The sequence below is a fragment of the Pseudomonas sp. NPDC087615 genome, from assembly GCF_044743445.1.
Classification (GTDB): Bacteria; Pseudomonadota; Gammaproteobacteria; order Pseudomonadales; family Pseudomonadaceae; genus Aquipseudomonas; species Aquipseudomonas baetica_A.
In genome coordinates this window covers 44,192-62,971 of the sequence record NZ_JBIUWM010000031.1, presented here as the reverse complement: position 1 = coordinate 62,971, position 18,780 = coordinate 44,192, and the positions used below count along the sequence as shown (strand labels likewise).

Genomic DNA, 18,780 nt, shown 5'->3' with positions numbered 1-18,780 from the left:
TGTACTGAACATTGAAGGTTTTTATGACAACTCAAGCAAAGCAAAAACTCGCGGTGGCCGTGGCGACCGCGTTGGCTATTGGCGTGCTGGTGTATTTGGCGATGCCAGGCCTGTTTGGCAAACGGACTGAGCAAAACACCAATGACGCGTTCGTCTGCGCTGATTTCACCTTGGTCGTGCCGCGTGTGGCCGGGTTCATCAAGGAAGTGTTGGTGGAAGACAACCAGCAAGTGAAGGCCGGGCAGTTGCTGGCGCTGATCGATGATCGCGATTTGCGTGCCGCCGCCGATGCGGCTGATGCACAAACACTGGTCGCACGGGCGCAACTGCAAAACGCCAGGGCGACGCTGGAGCGCCAGACGTCAGTCATCGCTCAGGCGCAGGCGGCAGTGGTCTCGGCCAAGGCTGAAAGGGCGTTTGCCCTGCAGGAACTCAATCGCTACAACCATTTGGCAGGCGTCGGGGCTGGCACCGTACAAAACGCACAACAGGCGCGCACCCGTATCGATCAGGCCGCCGCGCAATTGGACACGGCCAGCGCAAAACTGGCGGCGGAGCGTAAGCAGGTCGATATTCTCACCGCTCAGCGTGATGCTGCCGAAGGCACGTTGAAGCACGCACAAGCGGCGCTGGAAATCGCCAGTTTCGAACTCTCCTACACGCGCATCACCGCGCCGCAGGACGGCATGGTCGGCGAACGTGCCTTGCGTGTCGGCGCCTATGTGACGCCGGGCAGCAAGCTGCTGGCGGTGGTGCCGTTGCAGCAGGCCTATGTCGTCGCCAACTTTCAGGAGACGCAACTGACCGATGTGCAGCGTGGGCAGCAAGTGCAAGTGCGTGTCGACAGTCTTGGTGGCGAGGCCCTGCGAGGCCGTGTCGAGAGTATTGCTCCAGCCACGGGCGTGACGTTTGCGGCGGTGAAACCAGATAACGCCACGGGCAATTTCACCAAGGTGGTGCAGCGGATTCCGGTGAAGATTGTGCTGGAGCCGGGGCAGCCACTGGCCGAGCGACTGCGGGTCGGGATGTCGGTGGAGGCGAGTATTAACACTCGTAGCTCGGCGACGTCAGTGCGTGAGGTGACTCAGCGATGAAGATTTGTATTGGCTGGTTAGGCCCTTTCGCGAGCAAGCCCGCTCCCACAATGGATCTCGGCAGCATCACCGATCCCCTGTGGGAGCGGGCTTGCTCGCGAAGAGGCCAGTTGCAGCGCCTGATATCCACAGTCGTAATTGCCGCTGGCCTTACCGCCTGCACCGTGGGCCCTGACTTCCAAAAGCCGGTAGCCACGCAGATCGCCGATTGGGCCAAACCCGCCAAATCCGCCCCCGGCCAAGCGGTCAGCGAACCCCTGAACGAACGCTGGTGGGAAGTCTTCCACGACCCGCAACTCTCAGCTCTGACTCAGCGCGCCGTGCACAGCAACCTCGACCTGCAACTGGCCAGCAGCCGGCTGCAACAAAGTCGCGCCGCACGCCAGGTGATCAGCGCCGACCGCTACCCCAATACCGCTGCCACCGCTAGCTATGGGCGCGAACGCAACAGTGCCAAGGGCCTGAGCGATCCGTCCGGACACAACGGCGATTCGGCCTTCAACCTGTGGGACGCCGGTTTCTCCGCCTCATGGGAACTGGATGTCTGGGGCCGCGTGCGCCGGGAAACCGAAGCCGCCGACGCCAATCTGGAAGTCGCCGAAAACGACCGGCGCGGCGTCCTGCTGGCCGTGCTTGCCGACACTGCGCAGAACTACATCCAGTTGCGCGGCGTACAGAACACCCGTGCGGTGACCGAGCAGAACCTCGATGTTGCCCGCCACAGCCTGAAACTCTCGCAACTGCGGCTGAACGACGGTGTGGCCACCGATCTGGATGTCGCCGAAGCCGCCGCACAAGTCGCGGCCATCGAATCGCGGCTACCGGCACTGGAACAGCGCCAATCGCAACTGATCAACGCGATCAGCCTGTTGATGGGTGAGCCGCCGCAGGCCTTGGCCAAAGCGTTATCCACAGATGCCGCGGTGCCGCAGTCACCATTGGAAGTTGCCATCGGTCTGCCGTCGCAACTGGCGCAACGCCGTCCGGACATCCGTCAGGCCGAAGCACGACTGCACGCGGCCACCGCCAACATCGGCGTGGCCAAGGGCGATTTCTATCCGCGCATTACTTTGTCCGGCAACCTCAGTTCGCAGGCCATGCAACTCAGCGATTTCGGCTCGTGGGGCTCACGCGCCTTCGGCATCGGCCCGCAGTTCAGCTTGCCGCTGTTCGACGGTGGACGCCTGCGTGGCATGTTGCAGTTGCGTGAAGCCCAGCAGCAGGAAGCCGCCATCGGTTACCAGCAAACCGTGCTGCGCGCCTGGCACGAAATCGACGATCAACTGACCGCCTACAACGCCAGCCAGCGCCGCGCAGGCAGCCTCGCCGAAGCCGTGCGCCAGAACCAGATCGCCCTGCGCACCGCGCAACAGCAATACGTCGAAGGCGTGGTCGACTTCGTCAACGTCCTTACCGTGCAGAGCGCGTTGCTCGCGACTCAGGAGCAGTGGGTGGAGAGTTCGACCGGGGTTTCGCTGGCGATGGTCGGGTTGTACCGAGCGTTGGGTGGGGGATGGGAGTCGGTGTATCCGGTCGACAAGATGGCGCAACGCTGAGGTTGTCGCAAAAAAGGATCAAGTCGACGAATTCGATGTGATGTGCAGGCTGCCGAGTAGATCGTCAGCAAAAGGTGTCGCAGGTTGAAGCGGACTTCGGGTGCTCAACCTGCGAAATTTTCGATGTTGATTTGCCCTTCGGGAAACGTTGCGATGATTTCAAGTTCGCCGCCCATCGCACGGATACAGTTGCGCAACGTGCTGATGTACATGTCAGTACGGCGCTCCATTTTCGAGATAGCCGCTTGATTGACATGCAGCGTTTCGGCAAGCGTAGCCTGACTCAGGGCTTTGGCCTGCCGAAGTTCGTTGAGTGGCATTTCCCTGATGTGTTGCTCGTAGATCGAATCGGCGCCCGCCCGGGCTTCGGGTGTCATGCGCGCTTGGAGTTGGGCGAATTTCTTAGCCATTGTTAAAACCCTCTTTGCGCAATGTTTCTAGATGCTCAGCGTACAGTTGATCGGTTGATCGGTTGATCGGCGAGCGGGACATTGACTTCATGCCAGCGGTCCTGACCGGTTTTGTCTCCACCGATCAATAGTAATGCGCAACGTCTTGGATCAAACGCATCAAGAATGCGATACGGCCGTCCGGCATGTTGAACTCGCAGTTCTCGTAAATGGCTGTGCCGCGCTCCGTTGATTGCACGACTGTGCGGAAAGCGTAAACCCGGTCCGAATTGACCCAGCAGTTTGACGCTTGCAGCCACAGCGCACTGCTCGTTTTCCGTCAGGTCTTCCCACCAGTTGCCGAACGCGTCGGTGTATTCGATATCCCACTTCATGGGAGGCGAATATGGGCGCTATGGAATATTCCATCAGGGTTGTATTTGAGATGGGCTGACCTGAGCACTTCCGATGTGTTTACACCCAAGACAAAGGCGCAATGCTGGCCTTTCGCTTGACGCTAACCCTCGCTGTCGTAGACTCCGCACATCCGTCAGGGAGTAGCGGTTATGCAGCGTTTTCGTGGTTGGGTTTTTGGATTGACCTTTGTAACGTGTGCCGTTCAGGCGCAAACGCCCGGGCTAGACGATCCGCTGCTCGATAGCCCCGCGGCCGGGGCGGGTGCCGCGAGCAGTGAGGCGCGGGGTGTGCTTCGCGCTCGGGATCAGGCGATTCTGGCCAGTGAGCTGTCCGGGCGGATTGTCGAGTTGCCGTTCAGTGAGGGCGAGTCGTTCAAGAAGGGCGACGTGCTGGCCCGGTTCGATTGCTCGGCCTATCAGGCGCAACTCAATGCTGCGCAAGCGGCCAGCCGTGGCGCCGGTGAAGAATTGGCGCACAACAAACAATTGGCCGCGCTCAATTCTGTCGGGCGTTTCGAAGTGGCGCGGGCGCAGGCCAAGGTCAGCGAAACCCAGGCGCAATCTCAGGTCTATCAGGTGCAGGTCAAACGCTGCAGCGTGATTGCGCCATTCGACGGGCAAGTGGTCGAACGCAAGGTCAAGCGCTATGAGAGCGTGTCGGCCGGCGCGCCGCTGCTGGATGTGGTCGATAACCGCACGTTGGAAATCCATCTGCTGGTCCCGTCGCGCTGGATGGCCAAACTCAAGCCTGGCCAGACGTTTTCCTTTGTTCCCGATGAAACAGGTCAACCGCTTGAGGCCACGGTCAAACGCCTCGGCGCGCGAATCGATGAGGGCAGTCAGACCTTGTTGCTGGTCGCCTCACTCCCCGAAGCCAAAGGCTTACTGGCCGGCATGAGCGGCACGGCGCATTTTTCGGAGCTTAATTGAACGCCCCGGTGAGCGGCGGCGCCGAGCAGGTGTTTGCGCGGTTTCTTGACCTCGAACGCCAGACCCGGGCAGCCCGCGATGCGTCGCAACTGGCCTACAGCCTGGTCAATGACGGCCAGTCGCTGTTCGGTTTTCGCCATGCCGCGTTGTTGATCGCAGGCAAGGTGCAAGCGGTGACCGGCGTCAGCGCGGTGGAGCCCAATGCGCCGTTCGTGGCGTTTGTCGAGCAAGCCGTGGCGCAGTTGTTCAAGCAGGATGTGCTGCAACAGGCGCGGGTGATTGCGCCGCAGTTGCTCGGCGAATCGATCCAGGCGGATTGGCGCAGTCTGTCCGCCGCACAAGTGTTCTGGCTGCCGTTGATTGATCGGGATGGACAGGTGTTCGGCGGTTTGTGGCTGGCCCGCGATGTGCCGTGGAATCCCTCCGAACAAGTCTTGCTCTCGCAACTGGGCGACACCTACAGCCACGCCTGGCTGGCGCTGCAGCCACACAAACCCTGGCGGTTGCGCTGGACGCGTAAACGTCAGGTGGCACTGGTCGCGGCGCTGTTGCTCGGGCTGTTGATTCCGGTGCGTCAATCGGTGCTGGCACCGGCCGAAGTGGTGCCCCTGGGCGGCCGTGTGGTGGCGGCGCCGCTGGACGGGGTGATCGCCGAGTTTTTGGTCAAACCCAATCAAACGGTGAAAACCGGCGAACTGTTGCTGCGCTTCGAAAACACGACCCTCACGGCTCAGGCCGATGTGGCCGAACGGGCATTGGATGTGGCCGAGGCCGAACTCAAATCCAATTCCCAGCGCTCGTTCACCGATGCCGAATCCAACTCGCGGATCGACTTGCTGGCCGCGCGTGTCGAGCAAAAACGCGCCGAACGTGACTACGCCCGCGAGTTGCTTAATCGCAGCGAAGTGCGTGCCGAACGCGATGGCATCGCGGTGTTCGCCGATGCCGAACGCTTGACCGGCAAACCCGTGCAGACCGGCGAACGCCTGATGGAAATTGCCGACCCGAACCAGGCCGAACTGCGTATCGAACTGGCGGTGGGCGACGCGATATCGTTAGAGCCCGGTGCCGAGATCGCGTTGTTTCTCGACAGCGATCCCTTGAAGCGCCACCTCGCGACGCTGGAGCGCTCGGCCTACGAGGCACAACCGACGGCTGGCGGGCAACTGGCGTATCGGCTCGACGCCAATTTCGTCGACGCACCGCCGCGCATCGGCCTGCGCGGTACGGCGAAAATCTTCGGTGACCGTGCGCCGCTGGCGCTGTACCTGTTGCGTCGTCCATTGGCCGGTCTGCGCCAGAGCGTGGGCCTGTAAATGAACCTGCCGAGCCTGCGTGCCGACCTGCAACTGTCGCCCGCAGCGCCAGCATTGGACGGCTCGCCACGCTGGACCCTGGCCGACCCGGTGCGCGGGCGTTATTTCAAACTGGGCGCGGCGGCGATGCGCCTGTTGCGCCACTGGTCGCTGGGCGATGCCGATCAGGTCCTGCGTGCGGCCAATCGTGAGCCGGGCCTGCCGCTGGACGGCACCGAGCTTGAGCAATTGCTGGAGTTTCTCCGTGGGCACGATTTGATCAGTGCCCTCGACGATCAACAGCGCGCCAGTTACCGGCTCAAGGCCTTGGCGCAGAAACAGAGCCTGTGGCAAATCCTTCTGCATCAGTACCTGTTTTTCCGCATACCGCTGTGGCGTCCGGACGCCTTTCTCAATCGCGCCTGGCCGTGGCTGGAACGCTTCGGCCCACGCGTGTTGCGCTATGGTTTGCCGGCGACGTTGGCGCTTGGGGTGTTTCTGGTTTCGCGGGACTGGCAGCGGTTTGTCGGCACCTTTCCGCACCTGTTCAGCCTCGGCGGCGCATTGGCGTTCGGCGTGGCGCTGTTCTTTGCCAAGCTGTGCCACGAGTTCGGCCACGCGTTCATGGCCAAGCGCGCCGGGTGTCGGGTGCAGAGCATGGGCGTGGCGTTCATGGTGCTGCTGCCGATGTTCTACACCGATGTCAGCGATGCCTGGCGCGTCAATGATCGTCGCGCACGGTTGTTGATTGGCGCCGGTGGCGTGCTGGCTGAGTTGCTGTTGGCGTGCATTGCACTGCTGGCGTGGTCGTTGTTGCCTGATGGCCCGGGACGCACGGCGGCGTTCATGCTCGCCAGCGCCACCTGGATCACCACGCTGGTGGTCAATCTCAATCCCTTCATGCGTTTTGACGGCTACTTTCTGATCAGCGATTTGTGGCAAGTCGACAACCTTCAGGGCCGGGCGTTTGCCTTGTGTCGCTGGCGCTTGCGCGAGTTTTTGTTCGGTTATGGCGCACCTGCGCCGGAGCCTTGGTCGCCGAAAATGCAACGGCGTTTGCTGATCTGGGGGTATGGCTCGTGGTTATGGCGTGCGGCGTTGTTTTTCGGGATCGCGTTGGCGGTCTATCACCTGTTCTTCAAGGTGTTGGGGATCTTCCTGATGCTGGTGGAACTGGTGTGGTTCATCTTTCTGCCGATCATGCGTGAGTGGCGCCAGTGGTGGAGCCGCCGCGAGCAGGCGCATGGCCCGCGCGTCTTGCTTTTCAGTCTGGCATTGCTGGGGTTGTTGCTGGTGCTGATTGTGCCTTGGCGCAGCGCCGTGGAACTGCCGACGATGTTGGAGGCCGGACGTGCAAGCGCTCTGTATGCACCCACCGCGGCGCGGGTCAAAGCGGTGAAAGTGCACGACGGTCAGAAGGTGGCCCAAGGGGATGTGTTGATCGAGCTGGAATCTCCGGATCTTGATTCGAAGCGCGCCATCGTGCGGCGGGAAATCCAGATCCAGCAGTTGCTGATGCGCCGGCAGGCAGGCCGCAGTGAAACAGCGGCGGACGCCGGTGTCGTTGAACAAAAACTGGCCGAAGCGGTGGCCGAATACCGCGGGCTCACGGCCCGGCGTGAACGCCTGTTGCTGCGCGCCCCGCACGCTGGATATGTGCGTGATTTGCTACCGAACCTGAGCATCGGGCGCTGGATTTCGAGCAAGGATGCACTGGCCCGGGTAGTCGAGGACGGCACACGCCTGCGCGGTTATCTGGCCGAAGCGCAGTTGTGGCGGGTCAAACCCGGCGCCAGCGGCCGGTTCATCGCCGACGACCCGATGCACCCGGCGCTCGCGGTGCAACTGGATGAAATCGACACCAACGGCGTGGCCTACGTCGATCAGCAAGCACTGACGTCCGATCACCACGGGCCGATTGCCGTGCGCCGCGATCAACAGCAACGGGCGGAACCGGTGCAGGCGCAATATGGCGCGCGCTTGAGTGTGCTCGATCGCGCGCCGACGCCGCTGCAACCGTTGCGCGGCGTGGTCGTGTTGCAGGGGCGCGGCGAGTCGTTGCTGGGTGTGGCATGGCGGCGACTGGCGGCGCTGGGGGTCAGGGAAAGCGGTTTTTAACGGAGAGCGGCGATGACGGATAACGCAGCAGTGGCAGCAGAGGGATTGGTGGTGCGGCCTTCGCGGGCAACCGACGGGCCATTTCTGCAAAGCCTGTATCAAACGGCGCGGCCGGATCTGCAATGGATCGACGGCGAGCCTGAACAGGTGCAGCAAATAGCCGCCCAGCAGTTTCAGGTGCAGGAGCAGGGCATGGGGGATAACTACCCCAACGCCATGCACTACGTGGTGGAAAAACTCGGCACGGCCATCGGTGCCTTGAGCACCGATTTCGGCGCCAACGAAATTCGCGTGTTGTATCTGGCGTTCATCCCGCCGGCGCGTGGCCAGGGTTTTGGCCGCGCCGTGCTGCAAGGCGTGCAGAAAGCCGCGCAGCAGATTCGCTGCCCGGTGGCGACGGTGGTCTGGAGCAGCAATCCCCAGGCACGCCGGCACTATTTGGCCCTGGGATTTGCCGTGGAAGAAAGCAATCCCGCCGCCGAAAGACTTGTCTGGTATCCCCAATAAACCCCGGCAGGAGCCGGGTCTTGAACGGTAATGTTCAAGCGACATTCCCGGACGCGGACCCAGGCTACACAACCTTGCGTGAGGCTCAGTGATTTCGCCGGTTTGCTGGACGCGCCCTACCGCCACACCTTGCCGGGCATCCAGCAGGTCATGATGCTCGGCGAACTGACCGTCAACCAAGCCCTCGACAACCTCGACCCTGCGGCCTGAAATCCAAATCCCCTTCGCGAGCAAGCCCGCTCCCACCGGGGGATTGTTGTTGAGTCAGTTGAAGGTGATGTGGAAATAGCCCAACTGCGGATCTCGCCCCATCGGCGGCACCCGGGACACGAAGATGTCCTGCACTCGCCCGATTTCTGGCAGTTCCAGCGCACACAATCCGTCGACAAATTCAGTCGGCTCCAGACTTCTCAATTCGACACTGAATGGCATTCGTTCGCTGTAGCGCATTTTTGCGGCGGGCTGCTCTTCAAGGTGTTCGATATGGATTTGCAGTGCACTGCCATCGGGCAGGTACAGGGTGCCGATCCGGCCCAGCAGCGCCTGGAAATGTTGGCTTTGAACCGTTTGCAACATGGTTTCGCTCCAGCCAGTGAGGAAACCGGGGGAGGGTCGCCACCCCCGGCAGTCGGTCAGTTGCGCGACGGGAAAATGCCTTGCAGCGCGATGCTGAAGTTGAGCACCAGGTACGGGTTCATGATCGCCATCGACTGGCCGTTGCCCGTGGAGGTGATGGTCCCGCTGATCGCGGTCTGCGCACCTTTGAGGGGGACGGGCGAAGCGCCTTGTGCGTCCGAGAAGATATTCGCCAGACCGGGTCCGGTGCCCGAAGCACCGATATAGGCGTTGGTGGCCGTCGGGGCGCCCAACGGGTTGCTCGCTGGGTTGGCCAGTTGCACGGTGGTGGTGGCCGTGAGGCCCGCCAGTGTGTGAGTGTGGTTCGGCAGATTATTGAGGGTCGGTATGACGGCTTCAGTGCCGGAAATTTCCCCCATTACGCGAGTCGACAGGCCGGGGCCGGTGCCCTGGCAGATCGGCATTCGGCTCTGCAGATTAGGCAGTCCGAACGTCTGGACACCGTTGCCGCCATAGTTGGTGCCCAGCAACGCAAACAGCGCGCTGTATTGCGAAACACTCATCATCTGACCGTTGCACAAGGCCCAGCCGCTGGGCGCATAGTTGAAGGCAAACGTCAAAACAGTGCCCATGTAAACGTCCATAAAGTCCTCTCCCTTCTGATTGATGGTCGGCGGGCCGCGTGAGGATTCAGGCTGCGGTGATGCCTCCCCCTCCTTTGCCAGATTACGCCACGGCTCAGCGTAGACCCGGATCGGCGAGGTTGCCGGATGTCGTGAAACCGCACGCCGGCATCGACGGCTATCGCGTGGCTGACCTAAAGTGACCGGCAGGTTTCTGGGGATCTGCATTAGCGGTGTTTTGCCACGGGCCAGAGGAAACAATGACGGTAAACAGAGTCACGCCGGTTGGCGATACGCAAGACCCCCAGGCAACACCCGGCTCCTGGTTCGGCAACTGGCGAGTGATCCTTTGGGCGAAAAAACAATGGCTGCTGCCCATCATGGCGCTGGCCGCGATTGTGCGTTTTTACGACCTGACGGCCGCTGCGATCTGGGGCGACGAAGGTTCCAGCCTGCTGCTGGCGCGTTATTCGCTGGGCGGGATCTGGAACCATGCGGCGTTCGATGTGCATCCGCCGCTGTACTTCATGCTGTTGCACGGCTGGATCGAACTGTTCGGTGACGGGATTTTTGCGATCCGTTGCCTGAGCGCGCTATTGGGTATTGCTGTGGTGGGCGCAGGGGTTTGGCTGGTGGATCGCTTGGCCACTCGCCGCGCCGCGATCATCGCCGGTGTGTTGCTGGCATTGCTGCCCACGGCGGTGCGCTATAGCCAGGAAGTGCGCATGTATTCGCTGCTCGGGTTGTTGCTCATTGCGGCGAGTCTGGCGTTGGTTTACTGGATCAGACGTGCGCAACGCAGGCGTTATCTGGTGTTTTACGTGCTGTTGATGAGCGCGGCGCTCTACACCCATTACTTCGCCGTGTTGGCGGCGTTGAGTCACTGGATTTATCTGGGCGTGATTCGTACGCAACGCGGTTATCGATTCCGGCATATTCAACAACCGCCATGGTGGCTGGCGAACCTGGCCATTGCCGGACTTTATCTGCCGTGGTTGCCGAAACTGCTGAATCTGATGCAGCACATGGAACAGCTCAAGGCCGCTGGCGATGTGGGCTGGGAAGACCCGGTGAGCCTGACCTCGTTGCCGGCGATGATCTGGTCCTGGCTGATTCAGGATGATGGCGCAAACCTGCCGCTGCTGGTCTTCATCGCGATGCCATTGGCCTTGCTGGTGCTGGCCGGGGTGGCATTGGCCCGTGACCGCAGCGTATCGCGCGGCAGTGTGCTGCTGGCGCTTTACACCGGCCTGCCGCTGTTGCTGGTGTTTGCGGTGTCGTTCATCACGCCAGTGTTCATCGAGCGCTACCTGACCGCGTTTGCGTTGGGCCTGCCGATGCTTGCGGCGTTGGCCATCGACCGTTTTTACAGTCGTTTCCGGGGGCTGGCGTTAGCGGTGCTGGTGTCGCTGGTCGGGGTCGAACTTATTGGCGTGAACAACAACGCCACGGTCGACAGCAATGATCAACTCGATCATATGGTGAGTTACGTCAATCAGCAGTTCCAGCCCGGTGACGGCATCGTCATCAGCGACATGCTCTGGTACCTGAGCTACGTCTATTACGATCAAACCGGCGCTCAAGTGCGCCTCTACACGCCACCCCGCGCGGACGGCCATTCGACACGGCCGAATGAGTACGGTTTTGGCACGCTGGTCAGCACTAACGTCTACCTCGACAGCTTGGCCGAACTGACGGGCAATCGCCGGGTCTGGCTGGTGGGAACCGTTGATGAACCTGGAGAATTCCTGCCATTGCCGGCGACTTGGCACCTCAGCGCCGAGGTGCGCGCCGGTGGGGCGCAGGCGCGATTATTCGATGTGAAGCCGGCAGTTGAATAAGTCCTGTGCGGACTTAATCGATTCACCTTTTTATTCGCGATAAAAAATTAACCGGTTAGTTCTTTTTGCTCTTGAATGATGTCAAAACACTACTAGTCGTAGGGTTGTTCTTGAACTACGCTTTGTCGAACAAAAGGACTTCCGATTACGGTGAAGGGATTGCAGCAGTTCCACTTTGTCTCCGGCTTACCGCGCTCAGGCTCGACCCTGCTTTCTGCGATCCTTTTGCAGAATCCGCGGTTTCACGCCGGTATGACCAGCCCGGTGGGCTCGCTGTTTTCCAGTGTGCTCGAGCAATGCAGCGCCGGCAGTGAGTTCGGCGCGGTGATCGACACCGAGACGCGCCGCCGTTTGCTGCGTGGTCTTTTCGATTCCTACTATGCCGACAAGACCAACAAACCGGTGGTGTTTGACACCAACCGTCAATGGAGCTCGCGGCTGCCCGCGCTCAACGACCTGTTCCCCAACGCCAAAATCATCGCTTGCGTGCGCAACGTCGCGTGGGTGATGGACAGCCTTGAACGCCTCTACCGCGCCAATCCTTACGAAAACACCAAGCTGTTCGGCGACGCCGTCGAGCGCAACACGGTCTACAGCCGCTGCGAAACCCTGGCTCAGCGTAACCGGCTGGTGGGTTTTGCCTGGGCGGCGCTCAAGGAAGCCTATTACGGCGAGCACGCCGACTCGTTGCTGATCATCGATTACGACTTGCTGACCCAGGCCCCGGAGCGGGTACTGCGGCTGGTCTACGATTTTATCGGCGAGCCATGGTTCGAACACGATTTTGACCATCTGGCGTACGACGCGCCGCAATTCGATCAAGCCCTTGGCGTTGCCGGCCTGCACAAGGTCAAACCCAAGGTCGCTCTGGAGTCGCGGCGCACGATTCTGCCGCCGGACCTGTTCAAGCAATACGCTGATTTGTCTTTTTGGCTCGATGGCTCAGCCAGCGCTGCCAATGTCATTCGTATGAAGTCCGACGCCGCGATCAGTTGATCGCGGCGTTTTTCATTGATGCGTCAATAACTGTGTTCGAATCCGGGTGAGCAGCATGTGGTGGAGCAAGCAGAAGTCGCGAGTAACCGAATGTCAGCAGACGCTTGCCGCGCCGATGATCATGTCGCTGGAGCCGCGCATGCTGTTCGACGGAGCCGTTGCGGCGACGGTGGCCGATACCGCTGCCCAGGCTGACAGCCACACCACGGCGGACGCAGCGAAAACGCCGACGGCCGATCAGCCGGTGGCCAGTAAGGACACCCACGGTCAGGCCGATGCGACACCAGCCGCCAGCCCCGTCGCTGTGCCGGGTCAGAGCGTGGTGTTCGTCGATTCCCGGGTCAAGGACGCCGACAGCCTGCTCCAGGGCATTGCTCCCGGCACCCAAGTGGTGAGACTCGACGCGACCAAGGACGGCTTGCAACAGATCGCCGATTATCTCGATCAGCATCAAGGCGTCAGCTCTGTACAGATCATTGCCCACGGCAACGCAGGCGATCTGTGGCTGGGCAACAGTTATCTGTCTGCCGATAACGTCGCGCAACGCAGTGCGATCCTCGGCGAAATCGGCAAGGACATGAACGTTGGCGGCGACATCCTGATCTACGGCTGCTACACCGCCGAGGGGGATCGCGGCTTGAGTTTCGTCGACTCGCTGGCGCAGCTGACCGGCCGGGATGTGGCCGCTTCGAACAACCGCACCGGTGTCGGCGGCGACTGGGATCTGGAAATTGCCACCGGCACCATCGAAAGCGCCAACGTCCTGTCGACCAAGGCGATGAGCGAATATCAGTGGGGCCTGGCCACCTGGACCGCGACTAACAACCTCGACTCGGGTGTCGGCTCGTTGCGTACGGCACTGGCGTCTGCGCAAAACGGCGACATTGTCACGTTCAACGCCGGCATGACCGTGCAGCTCAACTCCGAGTTGTTGATCAACAAGAACATCACCGTCGATGGCGATCTGAATAACGACGGCGTGGCCGACGTGACCCTCGATGGGCAATACAAGACCCGTGTGGTGGAAGTCACTTCCGGCAGCACCGTGACACTGGACGGGCTGGTGATCACCAAGGGACTGGTGGCCGGCAATGGCGGTAACGGTGGCGCGGCAGCGGCGGGCGCCATGGGTGGCGGGATTTTCAACGCCGGCATTCTTACGCTCAATAACGTGACAGTCACTGCCAACGCCGCTTCCGGTGGCGGCGGCGGCGGTGGCTTGTCCGGTGGATACTCCGGTGGCGGCGGCGGTGGCGGCGGTGGGATCGGTGGCGGTAACGGTGGCCATGGCGGTTCGACAGGCCCCGGCAACTTGAGCTATGCCGGTGGGGCCGGCTCTGCCAATACCGGTGGTTATGGCGGCGGCTACACCCAGAACGACATGGGCGGGCGCGGCGGTACCAACATTGGCGGCGTCGGCGGCAATGGCGCCTCCGGCTACAGTCACGGCGGCAACGGCGGCTCCGCGACCAATGGCACGCTGTTCATTGGTGGCGGCGGTGGTGGTTCGGGCTGGAACGCGGTCGGCGGCGTTGGTGGCAGCGCGGCCGGCGGTATTTACAACGCCTCGACCGGCACCTTGAAAGTCATCGGCACGTCAGTCATCAGCAACAACCTCGCGGCGGGTGGTGGCGGCGGAGGGGGTGGCAGCGGCGGCAACCTTGCCAACGGCGGTGACGGTGGCCGTGGCGTCGGGGCCATCTGGAACAACGGCGGTACGGTATTGATCACCGCTGCCAACGTCGCCGCCATGACCGGCAACGCGGCGGCCAGTGGTGTTGGCGGTCCTTCAAACAGCGGCTCGACAGGCGCTTCGCCCAGTTCCACGGATGCGGTTTACAGTACCGGCGGCACGTACAACCCCAACTACGTCGAGCCACCGACCGCGACCATCGTACTGGCGGACAGCGCCCTGAAAATTGGCGAAACCTCGCTGGTGACCATCACCTTCAACACGGCAGTCACCGGTTTCACCAATGCCGACCTGACCATCGCCAACGGCACGTTGACGGCCGTGAGCAGCAGCGATGGCGGAATCACCTGGACCGCGACTTTCACGCCGACCAACGGGATTACCGACACCACCAACGTCATCACTCTGGACAACACCGGTGTGGCGACCGTCTCTGACGGTACCGTGGGTGTCGGAACCACCAATTCCAGCAATTACGTGATCGATACCCAGCGCCCGACGGCCACTATCGTTTTTGCTGATACCGCCCTGAAAGTCGGTGAAACGTCGCTGGTGACCATCACCTTCACTGAAGCGGTCAGCGGTTTCAGCAACGCCGACCTGACCATCGCCAACGGTACGTTGTCCGCCGTGAGCAGCAGCGACGGAGGTATTACCTGGACGGCGACGTTTACGCCGAGCGCCGGTGTCACCGACACCACTAACGTGGTCACGCTGGATAACACCGGGATCGCTGATCTGGCCGGTAACGCCGGCAGCGGTACGACCGATTCCAACAATTACGCCATCGACACTGTGCGCCCGACGGCCACCCTTGTCGTCGCGGACACCGCGCTCAAGGCTGGGGAAACCTCGCAGGTCACCATCACGTTCAGCGAGGCCGTGACCGGTTTTACCACCGCCGATCTGTCCGTGGCCAACGGCAGCGTGAGCGGTTTGAGCAGCAGCGACGGCGGGATCACCTGGACGGCGACCTTCACGCCAACCAATAACGTCAGCGATACCACCAACCTGATCACCCTGGACAACACCGGCATCTCCGATCTGTCCGGCAATGCGGGCAGCGGCACCACCGACTCCAACAACTACGCCATCGACACGCAGCGTCCGACCGCGACCATCGTCGTCGCCGACAACGCCTTGAGAATCGGCGAAACATCGTTGGTGACCATCACCTTCTCTGAAGCCGTGACGGGTTTCAGTAATGCCGACCTGACCATCGCCAATGGCACGCTGAGCGCCGTGAGCAGCAGCGATGGGGGGATCACCTGGACGGCAACCTTCACGCCGACCGCCAACATTACCGATCCCACCAACCTGATCACCCTGGACAACAGCGGGGTCAGTGACTTGAACGGCAATGCCGGCAGCGGCACCACCGACTCCAACAACTACGCCATCGACAACCAGCGCCCGACGGCCACTGTCGTGTTCGCTGACACAGCCTTGAAAATCGGCGACACATCGTTGGTGACCTTCACCTTCTCCGAAGCGGTGACCGGGTTCAGCAACGCCGATCTGACCATCGCCAACGGCACGCTGACGGCCGTGAGCAGCAGCGATGGCGGTGTCACCTGGACGGCAACGTTCACCCCGACCAGCAATATCACCGACGCCACCAACCTGGTGACCCTGGACAACACCGGCATCGCTGACCTGGCCGGTAACGCCGGCAGCGGCACCACCGATTCGAACAACTACGCCATCGACACGCAACGCCCAACCGCGACCATCGTGCTGGCCGATACCAGCCTCAGTGCCGGTGAAACGTCGCTGGTGACCATCACCTTTTCCGAGGCGGTGACAGGCTTCACCAACGCCGATCTGAACATTCCCAACGGCACGTTGACGGCCGTGAGCAGCAGCGATGGCGGCATCACCTGGACGGCGACGTACACGCCCACGCTCGGGGTCAACGATATGAGCAACGTTATAGGCCTGAACAACACCGGCATCGCTGACCTGGCCGGTAACGCCGGCACCGGCGTCACCAACTCCGGCAATTTCGTGATCGACACGATGGTGCCGACGGCCACTCTTGTGGTCGCCGACAACAGCCTGAGCATCGGCGAGACCACCACGGTGACGATCACCTTCTCCGAGGCCGTGATGGGCTTCAGTAATGCTGACCTGACCGTCGCCAACGGCACGCTGAGCGCCGTGAGCACCAGCGACGGTGGCATCACCTGGACGGCGACCTTTACCCCAAGCGCCAATATCACCGACGCGACCAACCTGATCACCCTGGACAATACCGGGGTGCAGAGCGGGTCTGGCAACGTGGGGGTCGGCACCACGGATTCGAACAATTACGCCATCGACACCCAGCGCCCGACCGCGACCATTGTGGTGGCGGACACGGCGCTGGGCGTTGGCCAGACCACCACGGTCACCATTACCTTCAGCGAGGCAGTGACCGGTTTCACCCTGGCTGACCTGACCGCCGAAAACGGCACGCTTTCAGGGCTGAGCACCTCGGACAACATCACCTATACCGCGACGTTTACCCCAGCGGCCGGCATCACCGACACCAGCAACCTGATCACCCTGGACAACACCGGTATCGTCGACGGGGCAGGCAACGCCGGGAGCGGCACCACCGATTCGAACAACTACGCCGTCGACAGTCAGCGTCCGACCGCGACCATCGTCGTGAGCGACAACGATCTGCGCCCCGGTGAAACAGCGACCGTGACCATCACCTTCAGCGAAGCGGTGACCGGTTTCGACAATTCCGACCTGAGCGTCGCCAATGGCACGCTGAGCAACGTGTCGTCGAGCGACGGCGGTATCACCTGGACGGCGACGTTTACCCCGACCATTGGCGTCAGCGACGCCAGCAACCTGATCACCCTGAACAATACCGGCATCAGCGATCTGGCCGGTAATGCTGGCACTGGCTCCACCAACTCGGGCAATTACGCAGTGCATACCGAAGTGCCGACCGCAACCATTGTTGTCGCAGACACCGCGCTCAAGGCCGGGGAAACCTCGACGGTGACCATTACCTTCAGCGAGGCCGTCGCAGACTTCAGTAACGCTGATCTGACCATCGTCAATGGCGCCCTGAGCAACATCGTGAGCATCGACGGCGGCATTACCTGGACGGCGACGTTCACACCCACCGGCAATATCACTGACACGACCAACGTCATCACCCTCGACAACAGCGGTGTGGTCAATACATCGGGCAACAGCGGCGTGGGCACCACGGACTCGAATAATTTCGCGATCGACACCGCACTGCCCACCGCCACGATCGTGGTGGCCGACAATCGCCTGGGCATCGGCGAAACCACCACCGTGACGATCACCTTCAGTGAAGCGGTGAGCGGCTTTGACCTGTCGGACATCAGCGTCGCCAACGGCACGCTGTCGAACCTGAGCAGCAGCGATGGCGGCATCACCTGGATCGCCACGCTGACGCCGACTGCCAACGTCAACGATGCGACCAACCTGATCGTGATCGACACTGCCGGCGTGCAGGACCTGGCCGGCAACCTCGGTGCGAGCATCGCCATCTCCAACAATTACGCGCTCGACGCGACCCGGCCAACGGTGAGCATCGTGGTCGCCAACCCGACTCTGGGTATCGGCCAGACCACCACTGTGACGTTCACCTTCAGCGAGGCGGTGAGCAACTTCGACCTGTCCGACCTGAGCGTGACCAACGGCGAATTGAGCAACCTGAGCAGCAATGACGGCGGCAAAACCTGGACCGCCACGTTCACGCCAACCGCCAATGTGACCGACCCGAGCAATTTCATCGCGCTCGACACGAGCAACGTCACGGATCTGGCGGGCAACGTCGGCAGCACCGTGGCGGTGTCGAACAACTATGCCCTGGACAGCGAACGGCCGACTGCCACCGTGGTGGTCGCCAATCCGAACCTGGGTGTTGGCCAGACCTCGCAGGTGACGATCACCTTCAATGAGGCGGTCAGCGGTTTTGATCTCTCTGATATCAGTGTCGCCAATGGCACCTTGTCCAACCTGAGCAGCAATGACGGCGGCAAGACCTGGACCGCGACCCTGACGCCAAGCGCCAATGTCAGCAGCGCCAGCAATGCGATCACCGTCAACCGGGGCGGCGTCAGTGACCTGGCGGGCAATAGTGGCAGCGGTGTGAGCCAGTCCGGCAACTACGTGGTGAACACGGCGACGACGCCGGCCTTCGTGGTTACGCCGAATCCACAGTTCCGCAGCAGTGATCCGGTGACGTTCCCCGATGTGCCTTACACCGCGCTGCAACCGATCGTGTTCAGCGCCCCGACGGGCGACCTTGGCTCACCGCTGACTTTTGCGCCGTTGTTCGAACAGCGGGTGATCGGCAACGGCATCCGCCCATTGGGCGACATATTCATGAACCACGGTGCCCTGAGCCCGAGTTTCCTTGCTCAGGTGTTCAGCAGCAGTGACAACGTTGGTGACGGCGCCGGCCATGGTTTCCTTGGCTTTGGCGGCGGCGATGGCGGGGTGTTCGGCACCAGTACGCTCTCCAGTCTGTTCAATCAGAACAGCGACGCCGCGCGTGATTCGCTGAATGCCTTCGGCAGCCATTCGATCAAGGCCGGCGATGTTTCCCAAGGGCTGCGCGGCGTGTTTGGCGCCCCGACCCTGGTTGAGCAATTGCAGCAACTCAAAGACAGCGAGCAGCACCGGGTCGACAACCTGGCGTGCGCTCTGCAACAGGCTGGCATCAGCGAAATATCGGCCTGACAACACACAATTACTTAACACTGAGCG

At 61.6% G+C, this 18,780-nt stretch carries 13 protein-coding genes and 1 pseudogene; 10 read left to right on the top strand and 4 right to left on the bottom strand.

Annotation, left to right across the window (positions count from 1 at the left end; translation table 11 throughout):
• The first annotated feature begins 23 nt into the window (after nucleotides 1-23).
• Together ACIOU6_RS16775 and ACIOU6_RS16770 are read left to right on the top strand one after the other, a co-directional pair.
• Nucleotides 24-1,094, top strand: coding sequence for an HlyD family secretion protein (locus ACIOU6_RS16775; protein WP_401138015.1), 1,071 nt, complete (start codon nucleotides 24-26; stop codon nucleotides 1,092-1,094).
• Nucleotides 1,091-2,650, top strand: coding sequence for an efflux transporter outer membrane subunit (locus ACIOU6_RS16770; protein ID WP_401138012.1), 1,560 nt, complete (start codon nucleotides 1,091-1,093; stop codon nucleotides 2,648-2,650). Before ACIOU6_RS16775 ends, ACIOU6_RS16770 begins: the two co-directional genes overlap by 4 nt.
• A gap of 104 nt (nucleotides 2,651-2,754) precedes the next feature.
• Here ACIOU6_RS16770 and ACIOU6_RS16765 read toward each other — a convergent pair whose 3' ends face one another.
• Both ACIOU6_RS16765 and ACIOU6_RS16760 read right to left on the bottom strand, forming a co-directional pair.
• Nucleotides 2,755-3,060, bottom strand: a complete 306-nt coding sequence (locus ACIOU6_RS16765; RefSeq protein WP_401138009.1) for an XRE family transcriptional regulator — start codon at nucleotides 3,058-3,060, stop codon at nucleotides 2,755-2,757.
• Nucleotides 3,053-3,434, bottom strand: a pseudogene (locus ACIOU6_RS16760) (type II toxin-antitoxin system RelE/ParE family toxin). The gene ACIOU6_RS16765 and the pseudogene ACIOU6_RS16760 overlap by 8 nt, the downstream one beginning before the upstream one ends.
• A gap of 171 nt (nucleotides 3,435-3,605) precedes the next feature.
• On the opposite strand from ACIOU6_RS16760, the gene ACIOU6_RS16755 reads away from it, so the two are divergent.
• The 5 genes from ACIOU6_RS16755 (at nucleotide 3,606) to ACIOU6_RS16735 (ending at nucleotide 8,515) form a co-directional block, all read left to right on the top strand.
• On the top strand, nucleotides 3,606-4,385 hold the full coding sequence (locus ACIOU6_RS16755; protein WP_221730940.1) for an efflux RND transporter periplasmic adaptor subunit: 780 nt from the start codon (nucleotides 3,606-3,608) through the stop codon (nucleotides 4,383-4,385).
• A complete protein-coding gene (locus ACIOU6_RS16750) occupies nucleotides 4,382-5,701 on the top strand; it encodes an efflux RND transporter periplasmic adaptor subunit (protein ID WP_401138006.1) in 1,320 nt (439 codons plus the stop codon). Before ACIOU6_RS16755 ends, ACIOU6_RS16750 begins: the two co-directional genes overlap by 4 nt.
• Nucleotides 5,702-7,798, top strand: coding sequence for a biotin/lipoyl-binding protein (locus ACIOU6_RS16745; RefSeq protein ID WP_401138003.1), 2,097 nt, complete (start codon nucleotides 5,702-5,704; stop codon nucleotides 7,796-7,798).
• 12 nt (nucleotides 7,799-7,810) lie between these two features.
• Entirely contained in the window at nucleotides 7,811-8,305 is a 495-nt protein-coding gene (locus ACIOU6_RS16740; RefSeq protein WP_221730943.1) for a GNAT family N-acetyltransferase, read from the top strand.
• 78 nt (nucleotides 8,306-8,383) lie between these two features.
• On the top strand, nucleotides 8,384-8,515 hold the full coding sequence (locus ACIOU6_RS16735) for a DUF6124 family protein (RefSeq protein WP_401137999.1): 132 nt from the start codon (nucleotides 8,384-8,386) through the stop codon (nucleotides 8,513-8,515).
• A 54-nt stretch (nucleotides 8,516-8,569) separates the two neighbouring features.
• Here the strand turns inward: ACIOU6_RS16735 and ACIOU6_RS16730 are convergent, their stop codons facing one another.
• Nucleotides 8,570-8,881, bottom strand: a complete 312-nt coding sequence (locus ACIOU6_RS16730) for a DUF6916 family protein (protein ID WP_221730944.1) — start codon at nucleotides 8,879-8,881, stop codon at nucleotides 8,570-8,572.
• A 56-nt stretch (nucleotides 8,882-8,937) separates the two neighbouring features.
• Complete coding sequence (locus tag ACIOU6_RS16725) at nucleotides 8,938-9,525, bottom strand: phage tail protein (protein ID WP_221730945.1); 588 nt, start codon at nucleotides 9,523-9,525, stop codon at nucleotides 8,938-8,940.
• A gap of 239 nt (nucleotides 9,526-9,764) precedes the next feature.
• Here ACIOU6_RS16725 and ACIOU6_RS16720 point away from each other — a divergent pair, with 239 nt between their 5' ends.
• The 3 genes from ACIOU6_RS16720 (at nucleotide 9,765) to ACIOU6_RS16710 (ending at nucleotide 18,753) form a co-directional block, all read left to right on the top strand.
• Nucleotides 9,765-11,345, top strand: coding sequence for a glycosyltransferase family 39 protein (locus tag ACIOU6_RS16720; RefSeq protein WP_221730946.1), 1,581 nt, complete (start codon nucleotides 9,765-9,767; stop codon nucleotides 11,343-11,345).
• A gap of 150 nt (nucleotides 11,346-11,495) precedes the next feature.
• Nucleotides 11,496-12,341 (top strand): sulfotransferase family protein, encoded by an 846-nt coding sequence (locus tag ACIOU6_RS16715; protein WP_401137994.1) that lies wholly within the window; start codon nucleotides 11,496-11,498, stop codon nucleotides 12,339-12,341.
• Between the two features lie 55 nt (nucleotides 12,342-12,396).
• Entirely contained in the window at nucleotides 12,397-18,753 is a 6,357-nt protein-coding gene (locus ACIOU6_RS16710; protein ID WP_401137991.1) for an Ig-like domain-containing protein, read from the top strand.
• Nucleotides 18,754-18,780: the final 27 nt, after the last annotated feature.